This window comes from Veillonella rodentium (assembly GCF_900187285.1).
Taxonomy (GTDB): Bacteria; Bacillota; Negativicutes; order Veillonellales; family Veillonellaceae; genus Veillonella; species Veillonella rodentium.
The window spans coordinates 1,376,805-1,391,945 of the sequence record NZ_LT906470.1 but is presented as its reverse complement, the minus strand read 5'-3'; the positions used below and the strand labels follow the sequence as shown (position 1 = coordinate 1,391,945).

The 15,141-nt window shown below is 44.9% G+C and carries 13 protein-coding genes and 1 other RNA gene; all 14 read left to right on the top strand.

The features are described 5' to 3' along the window. The first annotated feature begins 16 nt into the window (after positions 1–16). The 14 genes from CKV62_RS06390 to CKV62_RS06325 all read left to right on the top strand — a co-directional run bounded on the left by CKV62_RS06390 (position 17) and on the right by CKV62_RS06325 (position 15,114). Positions 17–583 (top strand): manganese efflux pump MntP, encoded by a 567-nt coding sequence (locus CKV62_RS06390; RefSeq protein WP_095066216.1) that lies wholly within the window; start codon positions 17–19, stop codon positions 581–583. Between the two features lie 201 nt (positions 584–784). Then, positions 785–1,096 carry a 50S ribosomal protein L21 gene (gene rplU / locus CKV62_RS06385; protein ID WP_038115663.1) on the top strand — a complete coding sequence of 104 codons (312 nt, stop codon included), beginning with the start codon at positions 785–787 and terminating at the stop codon, positions 1,094–1,096. A 2-nt stretch (positions 1,097–1,098) separates the two neighbouring features. Beyond that, on the top strand, positions 1,099–1,413 hold the full coding sequence (locus CKV62_RS06380; RefSeq protein ID WP_095066215.1) for a ribosomal-processing cysteine protease Prp: 315 nt from the start codon (positions 1,099–1,101) through the stop codon (positions 1,411–1,413). Positions 1,414–1,425: 12 nt separating this feature from the next. Continuing rightward, on the top strand, positions 1,426–1,710 hold the full coding sequence (gene rpmA / locus CKV62_RS06375; RefSeq protein WP_004696430.1) for a 50S ribosomal protein L27: 285 nt from the start codon (positions 1,426–1,428) through the stop codon (positions 1,708–1,710). A gap of 292 nt (positions 1,711–2,002) precedes the next feature. After that, the gene (gene hydG / locus CKV62_RS06370) at positions 2,003–3,421 is read left to right on the top strand and encodes a [FeFe] hydrogenase H-cluster radical SAM maturase HydG (RefSeq protein WP_095066214.1); all 1,419 of its coding nucleotides are present in this window, start codon (positions 2,003–2,005) and stop codon (positions 3,419–3,421) included. A 194-nt stretch (positions 3,422–3,615) separates the two neighbouring features. Then, on the top strand, positions 3,616–5,598 hold the full coding sequence (recJ, locus tag CKV62_RS06365; RefSeq protein WP_095066213.1) for a single-stranded-DNA-specific exonuclease RecJ: 1,983 nt from the start codon (positions 3,616–3,618) through the stop codon (positions 5,596–5,598). 11 nt (positions 5,599–5,609) lie between these two features. Continuing rightward, entirely contained in the window at positions 5,610–7,850 is a 2,241-nt protein-coding gene (locus CKV62_RS06360) for a RelA/SpoT family protein (RefSeq protein WP_095066212.1), read from the top strand. Further along, on the top strand, positions 7,850–8,485 hold the full coding sequence (locus CKV62_RS06355) for an MBL fold metallo-hydrolase (protein ID WP_095066211.1): 636 nt from the start codon (positions 7,850–7,852) through the stop codon (positions 8,483–8,485). The genes CKV62_RS06360 and CKV62_RS06355 overlap by 1 nt, the downstream gene beginning before the upstream one ends. A 49-nt stretch (positions 8,486–8,534) precedes the next feature. Continuing rightward, positions 8,535–9,023 (top strand): Fur family transcriptional regulator, encoded by a 489-nt coding sequence (locus CKV62_RS06350; RefSeq protein ID WP_095066210.1) that lies wholly within the window; start codon positions 8,535–8,537, stop codon positions 9,021–9,023. Further along, positions 9,016–10,443: a coproporphyrinogen dehydrogenase HemZ gene (gene hemZ, locus CKV62_RS06345; protein ID WP_095066209.1), complete on the top strand. Its 1,428-nt coding sequence runs from the start codon at positions 9,016–9,018 to the stop codon at positions 10,441–10,443. Before CKV62_RS06350 ends, hemZ begins: the two co-directional genes overlap by 8 nt. Further along, positions 10,443–11,714 carry a histidine--tRNA ligase gene (gene hisS, locus CKV62_RS06340; protein ID WP_095066208.1) on the top strand — a complete coding sequence of 424 codons (1,272 nt, stop codon included), beginning with the start codon at positions 10,443–10,445 and terminating at the stop codon, positions 11,712–11,714. The genes hemZ and hisS overlap by 1 nt, the downstream gene beginning before the upstream one ends. 8 nt (positions 11,715–11,722) lie before the next feature. Next, on the top strand, positions 11,723–13,519 hold the full coding sequence (gene aspS / locus CKV62_RS06335; RefSeq protein WP_095066207.1) for an aspartate--tRNA ligase: 1,797 nt from the start codon (positions 11,723–11,725) through the stop codon (positions 13,517–13,519). Between the two features lie 80 nt (positions 13,520–13,599). Continuing rightward, positions 13,600–13,771: non-coding RNA, 6S RNA (ssrS, locus tag CKV62_RS06330), on the top strand. Between the two features lie 41 nt (positions 13,772–13,812). Next, complete coding sequence (locus CKV62_RS06325; protein WP_095066715.1) at positions 13,813–15,114, top strand: replication-associated recombination protein A; 1,302 nt, start codon at positions 13,813–13,815, stop codon at positions 15,112–15,114. The last annotated feature ends 27 nt before the right edge of the window (positions 15,115–15,141 follow it).

Sequence of the window (15,141 nt, the reverse complement as noted above, 5' to 3'; positions counted from 1 at the left end):
ATTAATAGGTGGTAGTGTGTCGTTAATTGAAATCGTATTAATCAGTATAGGTCTCGCGATGGATGCATTTGGCGTGTCCATCGGAAAGGGGTTGACTATCCCTGGCGGATCTAATGGTCGTAAAATTACATTAGCCTTTTTATTTGGCCTGTTTCAGTTTATTATGCCTGTTATCGGGTGGCTCATCGGTCGTCAGTTCATAGATATTATTTCTGATTGGGATCATTGGATTATCTTCGGGCTGCTCGGTTATTTAGGCATCGCCATGATTCGCGACGGCTTGGGGGATGAGACTGATGACGATGATAAACCGCTTCTCGGTGCATGGGAAATGCTCATGCTCTCCGTCGCCACGAGTCTCGATGCGATGGCGGTAGGGCTTACATTTGCATTTTTGCCTATCAATGTATGGGAAGCTTCGGCTATTATAGGACTGATTACATTTGGTATCTCCTTAATCGGTATATACTTAGGGAAATTTATGGGCCGCTTTGTCGGTAAATACGCGGATATTCTCGGCGGAGGTGTATTGATCCTCATCGGGACTAAGATTTTATTACAGCATTTGGGTCTCATCGGTTGATGTGAACGAGTCTATCTGTGAAAGTATCAAATACAGCGGAATAACCTTGATTTTCGTTTGACAACAGAGGTGAAACAAGGTATACTATATCAGTATTAGTTCGGTTTTCTGAACTTTGCAATCCGCATGAAGTAGGTTTAAACGCCCGGCTCCGGGTCGGGATACCGTATTCAGCGAGTTCGATAACAAGGAGGTGTTCTCATGTACGCAATTATTAAAACCGGTGGTAAGCAATATCGCGTTGCTGAAGGCGATGTAATTACTATCGAAAAATTGGAAGCAGCTGCTAACGATTCCGTTACATTCGAAGAAGTTTTGACTGTAGTGAATGACGGTGACGTTAAAGTTGGCGCTCCTCTTGTAAACGGTGCAAAGGTTACAGGTACGGTGCTTGAGCAAGGTAAAGGTAAAAAGATCTTAGTCTTCAAATACAAAGCTAAATCCAATTACCGTCGCCGCCAAGGCCATCGCCAACCGTTCACAAAAGTTCGTATTGAATCTATCCAAGCTTAATTATGGTTTCCATCGGAATCCAGCGGAATAGTGACGGTCAGGTAACTGGATGTCACATGTCCGGTCATGCAGGATATGATGAGCATGGCTTCGATATTGTATGCGCCGCATTGTCTGCCTTATCGGCGACGGCGATGTTAGGTTTGACCCGTATTGCCGAGCAAGAAGGGGAGTATACCAATAGCGAAGGTCGATGTGATATGGTTCTCTCCGGTATGATTAACCGGAGTGGACAGGATATTTTGGAGACTATGATCCTCGGCTTCGAGGAAATCAGTCGTCAGTATCCGGAGTTTGTCCAAATACACGAAATATAGGAGGTGAACTTAATGTTTACTTTTGATTTGCAATTGTTCGCACATAAAAAAGGTGTGTCCAGTACTCGTAACGGTCGTGACAGTGAATCTAAACGCCTTGGTGTTAAATGCCATGACGGTTCCATCGTAAAGAGCGGTAATATCATCGTTCGTCAACGTGGTACTCATTTTCATCCTGGTACTAACGTAGGCATCGGTAAAGATGACACTTTATTTGCACTTGTGCCTGGTAAAGTGGCTTTTGAACGTGCCGGTCGTTATAACCGTAAAGTTAGTGTATACCCTGTAGAAGCTTAATTTTACAAGACCTTAGATCCCTAGCGGTTAATCCGCTGGGGATTTTTTGTATGGTATTTTTGCATATCGTGTATGGTAAATTGATATGCTTTTAAATGGCTTACATATAAAGAGATTGCATGCCTGATTAAAGGGACAATCTTTTTATATGTGCGAAATTCCAATGCATTTTAGTAGGAATAGTGGTATACTATGTAAAGTATCAGTGAAATACCAGAGAACTGGTTGTCATATACTTTCATAAACCTAAAGAGGGGTGGCGTGGCCACTGGAAAGATTTGAGGTAAGTACTATGTATGATGTAAAATCTCCAAAGGCGGAGGAATTTATTTCCCATCAGGAAATTCTTGATACTCTTGCTTATGCAGAGGAAAATAAGGAAAATCGGGAGTTGTTGGATGAGATTTTAGCAAAGGCTGCAACGTTCAAGGGGTTAAACCATCGAGAAGCAGCGGTGCTGTTAGAATGTCCTTTGCCTGAATATAAGGAAAAGCTGTTTGCTTTAGCTAAAGAGATTAAGAAAACCATTTATGGGGATCGTATCGTTTTATTTGCTCCATTGTATTTGTCCAACTATTGTATCAATGGCTGCGTTTATTGTCCGTATCATTCCAAAAATCGCGACATTAAACGAAAAAAATTGACGCAGGAACAGATTAAGGAAGAGGTTATCGCCTTAGAAGCGATGGGGCACAAACGTATCGTTATCGAGTCCGGTGAAGACCCTCTCAATAATCCTCTCGAATATATTCTGGAGTCCATTAAAACCATTTACAGCATCAAGAATAAAAATGGTGAGATTCGCCGGGTTAATGTCAATATTGCGGCATGTTCCGTAGAGGATTATAAAAAACTGCATGATGTCGGCATCGGGACGTATACATTGTTTCAAGAGACGTACAATAAGGAGAACTATGAAGCGTTGCATCCGACAGGGCCTAAAAGCGATTATGCATACCATACGGAAGCGATGGACCGTGCCATGCAGGGCGGAATCGATGATGTAGGCATCGGTGTTCTTTACGGCTTGGAGCATTATAAATACGACTTCGTAGGACTCTTGATGCATGCGGAGCATTTGGAAGCGGTATTCGGGGTAGGTCCACACACAATTTCAGTACCGCGTATTTGTCCGGCTGACGATATCGATGTAGATGATTTCAGCAATGCCGTGCCGGATGATATTTTTGAAAAAATCGTTGCTCTCATTCGCGTATCCACGCCGTATACGGGTATGATCATGTCCACGCGGGAAACGCAGGAAATGCGTGAACGGGGATTGGCATTGGGGATTTCGCAAATCAGCGGCGGATCCCGTACCAGTGTAGGCGGATACAAAGAAGAAGAAAAACCGGAGGATAACTCCGCTCAATTCGACCGTAGTGATACGCGTACATTGGATGAAATCGTGGATTGGCTTCTGGATCTCGGTTATGTGCCTAGTTTCTGCACCGCATGTTATCGCGCTGGTCGTACAGGGGATCGTTTTATGGCATTGGCTAAATCCGGACAAATTCATAATTGCTGTCAGCCGAATGCGTTAATGACGTTGAATGAATACATTATGGATTATGGTAACGAAAAGACTAAGACTCATGGGGCCAAGGTTATTGAAAGCCAGTTGGAAAATATTAAAAATGACTTAGTTAAAGACAAAGCAAAAGCGTATATTGCACAGATGAAGGATGGCGAACGGGACTTCCGGTTCTAAGTGGCTCACTGATATAGAATCTCCTATTGATAATGGGAGATTCTTTTTTGTTGAGAAGAACTTATCAATTAATTGAGAATAAAATATATAAATTATTTTATTTTAAAGGCGTTTTATTGTATAATAGATAATAATGATAATGATAATACGTTAAATCAGAGAAGGATATTGATTATAAATTGTTGAGGCATGTGATGATTAGAAAGAAGCGTTGGAGACTCTCGTCGGGGGATACAGAACAAGAGAATATCTTAATCCGTGAACTTGGTGTAAATCCTATCGTCGCAAAGTTAATGGTGAATCGTCACATCGATGTCAATGAAGGACGCCGTTTTTTAACGGGTAATTTATCCGATTTGCTTGAGCCGTTTACATTGAAGGATATGGATATCGCCGTTTCGTTGATTCAGAAGACGCTAGAGAGCAATAAGTCCATCGTGATTTATGGTGATTACGATGTGGACGGTATTACAGCGACATCTTTGTTATATCGTTTTTTTCAGCGTTTACATGCCAATGTGAGTTATTATATACCGGAGCGACAAAGTGAAGGTTACGGTTTAAATTTAGAGGCTCTTGAGCATCTTGTGGAGCAGGGAACGGCGCTTGTTATCACCGTTGACTGCGGTATCAGCTCATATGATATCGTGGAGGCCGTTCGGGATCGGCTTGATATAATTATTACAGATCATCATACGGCGCCGGATAGAATCCCCCGTGCCAAGGCGGTGATTAATCATAAGCAGAAGGATTGCCCTTATACGGATAAGAATTTATCCGGCGTAGGTGTGGCTTTTAAACTATGTCAGGCCTTATGGCTCACGAAGTATGGCGAATGGTATCTGGATGATCTCGATATCGTGGCTCTGGGAACTGTTGCTGATGTGGTGCCTCTTGTCGGGGAAAATCGGGTCATCGTGAAAGCTGGCCTTGAGAAGATGAATGAGCATCCTAATCTGGGCATTCATAAACTCATTGATGTGTCGGGTTTGCATGAAAAAAATATCACATCCGGTCATATCGGTTTTACGTTGGCACCGCGTTTAAATGCGGCGGGACGTGTCACACACGCCACCCGCGCCGTAGAATTATTGGTGACTGATGATAGTGACGTGGCCGAAGCGATTGCAGAGGAATTAAATGAGACGAATCGGGAACGGCAAGAGTTGGAGCGTAATATTTATGAACAGGCTCGCATCGACGTGTTGAATCAAGGTCATGAGGCGGATTATGTAACCGTCGTAGCCGGTAAAGAGTGGCATCCGGGCGTAATAGGAATTGTGGCGTCCCGATTAGTGGAGGAATTTTATAAGCCTACATTGGTCATCAGTATTCATGACGGAGTAGGGAAAGGATCTTGTCGCAGTATTGACGGTTTTAATATTTATGATGCGTTGAAATCCTGCGAGGATATACTGATTCAGTTCGGCGGTCATGCGGCTGCGGCGGGGTTCAGCATTGATGCGAATCGCATAGATGAACTGCGCAGTCGTCTGACGGAGTACTGTAAGCGTACGATAGATGATGAAGAATATGTACCGGTTGTCTTCATTGATGCGGAACTGCCTGTGGATGACATCGATGTGGATATTATAGACAGTATATCCGCGTTAGAACCGTACGGAATGGCAAACAGCACACCTGTTTTTGCCGTTATGGAAGCCGTTGTACAGGATATTATGCTTATGGGGCAGCTGAAGACTCACTGCAAGGTGATTTTAGAGACCTCCAGGGGTACTTTGGATGCAATTGCTTGGAATCGACCTGAATTATTTAAATTGATATTTGTAGGGACAAAGGTGAAAGTAGCCTTTTCATTGCAGAAAAATGAATGGCAAGGTACCGTGTCCCCGCAACTTATGATTCAGGATATAGAACCGATCACGGAGGAACCTATCAGCCTGACCGCAGAAGGCCTGCGTCAGATATACGTTATCGTGAAACATTCCATGCGCGGGAACAGCCAATCTGTTTATCATGTGGAACAGGCTATTTTACGCCGTAAGCCGACAGAACAGAATAATCGCAGTGCCTTGGCCTCTTTAGATGTATTTAAAGAGCTCGGTATTGTTAAGGAATATACAAGTGATGATGGTCAACTTATGTTGCGATGGAATACCGTCGAAGGAAAATTAGATCTTGTCACATCCGTAACATTTCTCACCTATAGTAGATAGGGGGTGACATTATGACAATTGTAAATGAAGAAGGCAAAGTGCTGCTGGAACCGGGGACCTTTAATAAGGAAAAAGCTTTGTCTGAATTTATGGATTATATTCATACATATTTGCCCGATGATGAGTGTAAACTCGTCATGAAGGCCTTTGAATTGGCGGATAAAGCTCATGAAGGCCAGTTCAGAGCTTCCGGAGAACCGTATATTATGCATCCGTTGGCTGTGGCCAATATCCTGGCTCATCTGCAAATCGATCATGTTACATTGATGGCGGCTCTCATGCATGATGTGGTGGAGGATACGTCGTATACGAAGGAAGATGTGGAGGAACTGTTCGGTTCCGAAGTAGCCTTCCTCGTGGACGGCGTAACGAAGTTAAATCAATTCCAATACGAGACAAAAGAAGACCGGCAGATGGAAAATTATCGGAAGATGATTTTGGCCATGGCGAAAGACGTGCGTGTCGTTGTTATCAAATTGGGTGACCGCCTGCATAATATGCGCACACTGAAGCACATGCGCAGCGACAAGCAGAAACGTATTGCCCGGGAAACCCTTGAGATTTTTGCGCCCCTTGCACATCGATTGGGGATCTTCAATGTGAAGTGGGAGCTGGAGGATTTATCCTTTCGCTATTTGGAACCTGAAAAGTATTATGATCTGGTAGACCAGATGAAGCAGAAACGGCAGGCTCGTGAGGATATCGTAAACGACACGATGAGTCAGCTCACGAAGGCTCTCGGCGAAGCTCATATCAAGGCGGATATTAAGGGTCGTCCAAAGCACTTTTACAGTATTTATAAAAAAATGAAAAAAGATAATCGCGACTTGTCTCAAATCTATGATTTGCTGGCGGTTCGGGTTATCGTCGACAGCATTCCCGATTGTTATGCGGTGCTCGGTATCGCTCACAGCTTGTGGAAACCGTTGCCGTATCGCTTCAAAGATTATATTTCCATGCCGAAATCGAATATGTATCAATCGTTACATACTACGGTTATCGGTACGATGGGGCAACCTGTGGAAATCCAGATTCGTACGTGGGAAATGCATCGCGTTTCGGAATACGGTGTGGCCGCTCATTGGCGCTATAAAGAGGGCAATAAGGGCGGTGACAAGGATTTCGATCAGAAGGTCGCCTGGTTAAGACAAGTCCTTGAATGGCAGGATACGAGCAATCCGAAAGAACTCGTCAATGCATTGAAACTCGATGTGTTCTCCGGTGAAGTATTCGTATTTACGCCGAAGGGTGATGTAGTGAAATTGCCGATCGGTTCCGTACCGCTTGACTTTGCGTATCGCGTTCATACCGATGTAGGGCATCGCTGCGTAGGGGCCAAGGTAAACGGCAAGATCGTGCCTCTCGATTACACATTGCAAAACGGGGATATCGTCGATATTATCACGTCGAAAACGGGAAAACCTAGCCTTGACTGGCTTAATATCGTAGGCTCCTCTGAAAGTAAGAGTAAAATCCGCAATTGGTTCAAGCGCGAAAATAAAGAGGAAAATATTGAAAAAGGTCTGGAAGCTCTCGAACGGGAGGCAAAGCGCCTCAATTATAACTGGAAGGAACTCTGTGCGGATAATCGCATTCAACAGGTCGTTAAACAGTTAAAATCGGGAACCGAGGAGGAAATGTTTGCTGCCTGCGGTTATGGAGGCATGCCGGTAAGCACTGTTTTGCTTCGCCTCGTGGAACTATATAAAAAATCCAAAGAGGTGGAGAATTCCAAACGCAGTACGGAGCAAATCATCGAGAAGCTTAAATCTCACAGTCCGAAAAAATCGAAGAACGGTACGGGCGTTCTCGTAAAAGGCGAATCAGGTCTCATGGTCAGAATGGCGAAGTGCTGTAATCCTGTACCGGGTGACGATATCATCGGTTATATCACGCGGGGCAGGGGCATTTCCGTTCACCGTTCCGATTGTCCGAGCATTGGTCATACGCCTGAAGATCTGGAACGTATGATTGAAGTGTCGTGGGATGAATCGTCCGGTGAATCCTTTCATGTCGGTATCGAAATTCATGCTTATGACAGAACCGGTATACTTATGGAGGTTATGGCAGTCCTTTCAGAATTGAAAATCACCATAACCAATATGAATGCCAAGGTTCAGGAATCTACTAAAAATGTAACCATTAATCTCGTTGTAGATATTCGAGATATTTCACAGCTCGATTTTGTTATGACCAAGTTGCGCCGTATTCGGGAAGTGTATACGGTGCAGCGCAGTAAAGGAGGTGCTTGATGGGAGAACAGAATTTAGTGCTCATGCGCATGCCGTTGGGATCGTTCGGGACAAATTGCTATGTTATCGGTGATAAGGCGGTAGGTGAAGCTTTCATTATAGATCCCGGTACCTCGCAGGTGATGGAGGCGCTTAAGAAACATGATTTGAAACCGAAGGCGATTCTCCTCACGCACGGTCACGGTGATCATATCGGAGGGGTTCAGGCTATTGTCGATGCTTATCATGTTCCCGTGTATATACATGCGGCGGATGTTCCATATCTGTCGGATCCGGAGCTTAATCTGAGTGTTTACAGTAATCCGACGCCTATCATTGTAAAAGCGGATATCATTGAAGTGTACCAGGGTGATCATATCGAGTGCGGTGATATCAATCTTGAGGTATTGGAGACACCGGGCCATACACCGGGCGGTGTATGCTATTATATGGACGGCATTGTTTTTGCAGGGGATACACTCTTTAAAGACTCCGTAGGTCGTACGGATTTTCCGAACGGATCGTATGAGACCTTGATGGAGTCTATCAGAGCTCAACTGTATAAACTGCCTGACAATACGATAGTCTATCCCGGCCATGGGCCCGAAACTACCGTGGCCTATGAAAAACAATACAATCCGTTCATCGGTGAGTAGGGCCGATGAATTGTATTTTAATTTTTAATGAGTAAAAGGGGTAATTAGAATGAACACGACATTAGAAAAATTAAAAGAACGCATCAAAGACAAAAAGTACAAATTGACGACACAACGTCAAACGATTTTACAAGCTTTTATCGATGCTGAAGAAAATCATTTGAGCGCAGAGGACGTATATGTATTGGTAAAAGAAGTGGCACCGGACATCGGACTTGCTACAATTTACAGAACGCTTGACCTCTTTACGGAACTCGATTTGTTAAAACGCCTCGATTTCGGTGACGGTCGTAACCGTTATGAATTGAACGATGAAGAATTTGCACATTTTCATCATCATTTAATCTGTGTAAAATGCGGTAAAGTATCCGAGTTTGAAGATGATATGCTCGAAACATTGGAATCTATCATCGCGAAGAAATTGAATTTCCGCACCATCGACCATCAATTGAAGGTTTACGGATACTGCAGCGACTGTCAGTCTCACATGACTGAGGCGGAACTTGAAAAGCTTGACCGCATGACTCATCATGCTTAACGGATATCTATATACGGGGCCTTTGCCGTTAGGCTCCGTGGTAGCCCACAACTGTGGCGCGGCGAGCCTTTTTTCGAACAGGGATAATCCGGACGTGCGACTTGAAGGTCGAGAGGATGGTCAACGATATGTATTGACTGTCTCTATTGATGACCGTATGGAGGTCTTTGAAGGTCCTCTTACATCGATGGGACGCCGTCATATCGGTCAAGCCCTGCTTCGTTTTCTGCGTGAATATCAAGGTTTGTCTGTGGAAGTACCGTGGGGTACCATGGTGGGTGTACGACCTACCAAGCTTTTGCATAAATATATAGATACATATAAATCCATTCACACAGCGACTCGTCACATCAGGGACGAGTTTTCTGTGTCTATGGAAAAACTCGAAACACTGGCGGCTATCGGTGCTTATCAACGCCCTTTTTTAGAATCTACCGATGACAAAACGGTAAGTGTGTACTGCGGGATTCCCTTTTGTGATACCCGCTGTGTTTACTGTTCGTTTCCCTTTGGTATCTATCAGGAATACAAGGGTAGATCTGATTTTTTGCGTGCGCTGCATCTCGATATGAAGGATATGAGATCGATTATTGACGAGTACGGACTTACCGTGGATTCCCTGTATATGGGCGGCGGTACACCGACAGTGCTGGGAAACGAAGATTTTCACCATGTGTTACAGCAATTGGCGCTCCTTGTGCCGGACGGTCGCGAATTTACCGTTGAGGCGGGGCGTCCCGATTCGGTAACGCCTGAAAAATTAAAGGCCATGCTCTCTGCCGGTGTAAATCGAATCAGTATTAATCCGCAGACCATGCAGGATGATATCTTGCGATATATCGGGCGCGGGCATACTGCCCAGGATGTCGATAATTTGCTGCAATATGTGAAAGTACATACGCCATTTGCGGTCAATATGGATTTTATCGCCGGTCTGCCGGGCCAGATGATGGAGCATATGACAGAGAATATGGATTATGTATGTCAAAATTTGCCGGAAAATGTTACAATTCATACATTAGCATTAAAGCGTGGCAGTCCTTTATATGATTTGAATATGCAAGACCGGATTCCTCATGAAGACGTGGTGGCGGAAATGGTGCAGTACGGTAAGGAGCGCCTCGAAGCGGCCGGGTATGTTCCGTATTATCTATATCGCCAGCAATATATGAGGGGACAATTGGAAAATATCGGTTATACATTACCGGGCAGGGCCTGCAGTTATAATATTCAAATCATGGAGGAGCGACAGAGTATTTTATCCATCGGACCGGGCAGCTCGTCCAAGTGGATGCGGGCCCCGGCGTATCGACAGCTGAAGCAGCATATGCCGAAGAATGTGGATGTGTACTGCGACACCATTGATGTGTTATTGGAAAAACGTCATAAGATTTGTGAAAAATTTTGGGAGGTTGTGTAATGGCTATTAAGAAACCGAGAGGTACACAAGATTTCTTGCCGGAACAGATGAAGAACTGGCACTATATTGAACAACGTATGCGCGATATTTGTAAAGTGTACGGGTTCAATGAAATCCGCACACCTGCCTTTGAAGATACGAAATTGTTCTTGCGCGGTATCGGGGAAACGACGGACGTGGTGCAAAAGGAAATGTATACCTTTACCACCGGTGATGACGGCGGTTCCAGCTTTACGTTGCGTCCTGAAAATACGGCATCCGCTGTACGCGCATACTTGGAAAATAAGGTGTACGGCAAAGAAGGTCTGACGAAGTGGTACTATATGGGGCCTATGTTCCGTCATGATAAACCGCAAGCCGGTCGATATCGTCAGTTTCACCAGTTCGGTGCGGAGTTGTTAGGCTCTCAATCACCTGTGGTGGACAGCGAAGTTATCTGTATGGTCGTTCAGTTATTGAAGGACTTCGGCCTTAAAGACCTCAATGTTGAGGTTAACTCCGTAGGCTGCCCTAATTGTCGACCTGCATATCGTGAGAAATTAATCGCTTTCTTTGAACCGAAGAAAGATCAATTATGCAGCGATTGTCAGGATCGTCTATATAAAAATCCGTTGCGCATTTTGGATTGTAAAAATGAAACCTGTAAAGCGCTGTCTGTAGGAGTTCCGGAAATTCATGAGCACTTGTGCGCTGAATGTCATGATCATTTTGTGGAATTGAAGACGTACCTGAGCGCTGCCGATGTGCAGTATACATTGAACCCACGCCTTGTACGCGGCCTCGATTACTATACGAAAACCGCTTTTGAGGTGCAGTATACGCCGCTTGGGGCTCAGAGTGCCGTTGCCGGCGGTGGTCGTTACGACGGACTCGTGGAGGAACTCGACGGTCCTCACACACCGGCTATCGGGTTTGCGATGGGCATGGAACGGTTGTTGCTGGCCCTTGAAAAGCAAAACTTATTACCGGAACCTGAATTGGAACCGTCCGTATTCGTGGTGGCTCTCGGAGATGCGGCGAAGGTAGAGGCTTTCAAAATCTGTCACGAACTGCACGATAAATATGTGACGGTTGAAATGGACGGACAGGGCAAGAGCATGAAGGCTCAATTAAAATACGCTAACAAAATTAATGCGAAATATGTTATTATATTGGGTGATGATGAATTGGCGCGTGGGGAGGCCATTATCCGATTCATGGATACAAGTGAGCAGGAAACTGTGCCGCTCGATACAGTTTCTGAACGTATAACTTCTTTGGTGAAAGGATGACAATTAGAATGGAAACAATGCAAGGCTTACACCGTACACACGGTTGTGGCACTATTTCCGAAGCGGAGGTAGATAAAGAGGTCGTATTATGTGGTTGGGTGGAACGTCGTCGTGACCACGGCGGATTGATTTTCTTGGATCTACGCGATCGTTCCGGTGTAGTACAAGTAGTGGCATCTCCTGATCATAATGTGGAATCGTTCCACAAAGCGGAGGATGTGCGTAATGAATATGTGCTATGTGTGCGCGGTAAAATCACAAAACGCGATGCGGATGCAGTAAATCCGAACCTTCCGACGGGGGCATATGAAATGTTCTGCGAGGAGTTGCGCGTGTTGAATTCCTCTAAAACGCCTCCTTTCTATATTCAAGATGATATCGACGTGGACGAAAATATCCGTTTGAAATATCGTTATCTCGACTTACGTCGTCCTGAAATGCAACGCAACTTGATTTTGCGTCATAAGGTGACAAAGGCGATGCGCGATTTCTTCGACAGTCGTGATTTCTTGGAAATTGAAACACCGATGCTTACCAAGTCCACACCGGAAGGGGCTCGTGATTATCTCGTGCCGTCCCGTGTGAATGCAGGTACATTTTATGCATTGCCTCAGTCTCCACAGATTTTTAAACAAATCCTGATGGTGGCGGGGTATGAAAAATATTTCCAAATCGTTCGCTGTTTCCGCGATGAAGATTTACGTGCGGACCGTCAACCTGAGTTTACTCAGCTGGACTTGGAAATGTCCTTTGTTGATGAGGAAGATATTTATGCATTGCTCGAAGAGATGATCGCTCATGTATTTAAAACGGCGTTAGGTAAAGAAATTTCTTTGCCTATGCCTCGCATTACATGGGATGAAGCGATGGATAAATACGGTTCCGATAAGCCGGATCTTCGCTTTGATATGGCATTTACGGATGTTACCGAATTGGTAAAAGATACCGAGTTTAAAGTATTCCGCTCCGTAATCGATAACGGTGGTATCGTAAAAGGTATCGTCGTACCCGGCGATGCGGGGATTCCTCGCCGCGAGCTTGACGATCTTGTTGAATATGTAAACCGGTATGGTGCGAAAGGCCTTGCATGGGCATGCTTTAACGAAGATGGCTCCATCAAATCTCAGATCATGAAATTCCTAGGTGAAGATACGATTCGAAGCATCGGTGAGAAAATGGGCGCTAAGGGTGGCGACCTCGTATTGATGATCGCCGATAAACCTGCTACGGTAGCTCGTGCATTGGGTGAATTACGCCTTGAAATGGCTCGTCGCATGAACATGATTGACGAAGATAAACTGGCTTTCACATGGGTGACGGATTTCCCTATGTTTGAATACAATGAAGATGAAAAACGCTATGTTGCGATGCATCATCCGTTCACGATGCCTCGCCATGAGGATCTTGATAAATTGCAGTCCGATCCGGGCAGCGTGAAAGCTATCGCATATGATATGGTATTGAACGGCGTCGAAATCGGTGGCGGTTCTTTGCGTATCTATCAATCCGATGTACAGGAAAAAGTATTTGCCGCTATCGGTTTGTCCTCAGAGGAAGCAAAATCCAAATTCGGCTTCATGCTTGATGCATTCCAATACGGTGCACCGCCTCATGCAGGCTGTGCATTCGGCCTCGACCGCTTGGTAATGTTGATGGCCAAACGTCAATCCATTCGCGACGTAATTGCATTCCCTAAGACACAAAGTGCGAGCGACATCATGAGTCAGGCACCGTCCGAAGTGGAAATGAAACAGTTAAAAGAATTACATATTAAAACAGATTTAGGTGAAGAAAAATTAGTGTAAAAATATAGGCAAGAATTACATGAATTTGAAATGTCAAGACTTGTAAATGCCTAATCTTTCTGATACTATTTATGTATAAGGTATCCCTGCCATGTGCGTGTGATATCGCAGTTTTGAGCCAACACATTTACTTTGGGAGTCTAAGCTCTCGTCCGAACGTTACGCCCAGTCGGGACAACTGCAGGATGAGGAGGACACCCACCTGCCCTTGCAGGATCAAAACGCGGTACATTACGGCATGGTGGGGCTTTTTTTTGATTTGAAAAATTTGTGTGACAAAGTGGGGTGATATGATGGACAGTTTATTTGATACGCCGCAAACAAATGTGTACGAACCGTTACCGGTGCGCATGCGCCCCACTGAACTGGATCATTTATATGGTCAGGAAAAGGCGGTAGGTAAGGGTACTTTTTTGCGCGCCATGGTAGAAAAGGATACGATTCCGTCTATGCTTTTTTATGGACCGTGCGGTACGGGTAAGACTACATTGGCGGGAATCATCGCGAAGGTGAGTCACAGTCACTTTGTCAATTTAAATGCTACAAATGCGGGTATTGCTGAGTTGCGCAACATCATAGAGGATGCCCGTAAACGCGTAAGGTCACTGCAGCAGCGAACCATTTTATTTCTCGATGAAATTCATCGTTTTAATAAAAGTCAACAAGACGTGTTACTACCGTGTGTAGAGGACGGTACGATTATCCTTATCGGGGCTACCACGGAAAATCCCTTTTTTGAAGTCAATCGTCCATTATTATCCAGATTGCGTCTCATCACGCTGGAGGCGCTTACTCCGAAAGCGATACGGCAGATATTGCGCCGTGCCGTTACCGATGAGACTGTAGGTCTTGGAAAACGAAAGCTCCATGTAACGGATGAAGTGTTGGAGAATGTAGGCATTTTCGTGAACGGAGACGGACGGATGGCGCTCAACATATTGGAGCAGGCCGCCGCCATGGTACCCGATGAAGGGGATATTACCATTGAGGTCCTTGAAAAGGTCGTCGGTCGCCGTATTTATACATATGACAAGAAGGGCGACAGTCATTATGATACGATTTCCGCTTTTATTAAAAGTATGCGCGGATCGGATGTACAGGCGACATTGCACTATTTAGCACGTATGATCGAGGCCGGAGAGGATCCTAATTTTATCGCTCGCCGTATCGTTATCTGTGCTGCAGAGGATGTCGGCCTGGCTGATCCTCAGGCGCTCATTCTGGCAAATGCAGCGGCACAAGCTTCGCATATGGTAGGCTTTCCGGAGGCTCGTATCATTTTATCTGAAGCGGCCTGTTATGTGGCGTTGGCGCCAAAGAGTAACTCCGCTTATATGGGAATTGATGCAGCGATTTCCGATGTGCGTCATAAGGATTGCGGTCAAGTGCCTGATCATTTAAAGGATAGTCATTATAGCGGTGCCGGTAAGCTCGGTCATGGACAGTCTTATAAATATGCTCATAATTACCCTAACGGTTATGTGCAGCAACAATATTTGCCGACACCGTTAAAAAATGCCGTGTATTATGAAGGTATTAAACGCGGTAAAGAAGCGGAGTTAATTCAGGACTGGGAAGAACGTCGCAGGAATTAAATAAATACTTCGATATATGGTATAATA

Bases quoted from the DNA above. Each gene is read 5' to 3' on its own strand.
- CKV62_RS06325 (WP_095066715.1), top strand. From the start codon at position 13,813: ATGGACAGTTTATTTGATACGCCGCAAACAAATGTGTACGAACCGTTA.
- CKV62_RS06380 (WP_095066215.1), top strand. From the start codon at position 1,099: ATGGTTTCCATCGGAATCCAGCGGAATAGTGACGGTCAGGTAACTGGA.
- recJ (WP_095066213.1), top strand. From the start codon at position 3,616: ATGATTAGAAAGAAGCGTTGGAGACTCTCGTCGGGGGATACAGAACAA.
- hemZ (WP_095066209.1), top strand. From the start codon at position 9,016: ATGCTTAACGGATATCTATATACGGGGCCTTTGCCGTTAGGCTCCGTG.
- aspS (WP_095066207.1), top strand. From the start codon at position 11,723: ATGGAAACAATGCAAGGCTTACACCGTACACACGGTTGTGGCACTATT.
- hydG (WP_095066214.1), top strand. From the start codon at position 2,003: ATGTATGATGTAAAATCTCCAAAGGCGGAGGAATTTATTTCCCATCAG.
- CKV62_RS06350 (WP_095066210.1), top strand. From the start codon at position 8,535: ATGAACACGACATTAGAAAAATTAAAAGAACGCATCAAAGACAAAAAG.
- CKV62_RS06360 (WP_095066212.1), top strand. From the start codon at position 5,610: ATGACAATTGTAAATGAAGAAGGCAAAGTGCTGCTGGAACCGGGGACC.
- hisS (WP_095066208.1), top strand. From the start codon at position 10,443: ATGGCTATTAAGAAACCGAGAGGTACACAAGATTTCTTGCCGGAACAG.
- rpmA (WP_004696430.1), top strand. From the start codon at position 1,426: ATGTTTACTTTTGATTTGCAATTGTTCGCACATAAAAAAGGTGTGTCC.
- rplU (WP_038115663.1), top strand. From the start codon at position 785: ATGTACGCAATTATTAAAACCGGTGGTAAGCAATATCGCGTTGCTGAA.
- CKV62_RS06355 (WP_095066211.1), top strand. From the start codon at position 7,850: ATGGGAGAACAGAATTTAGTGCTCATGCGCATGCCGTTGGGATCGTTC.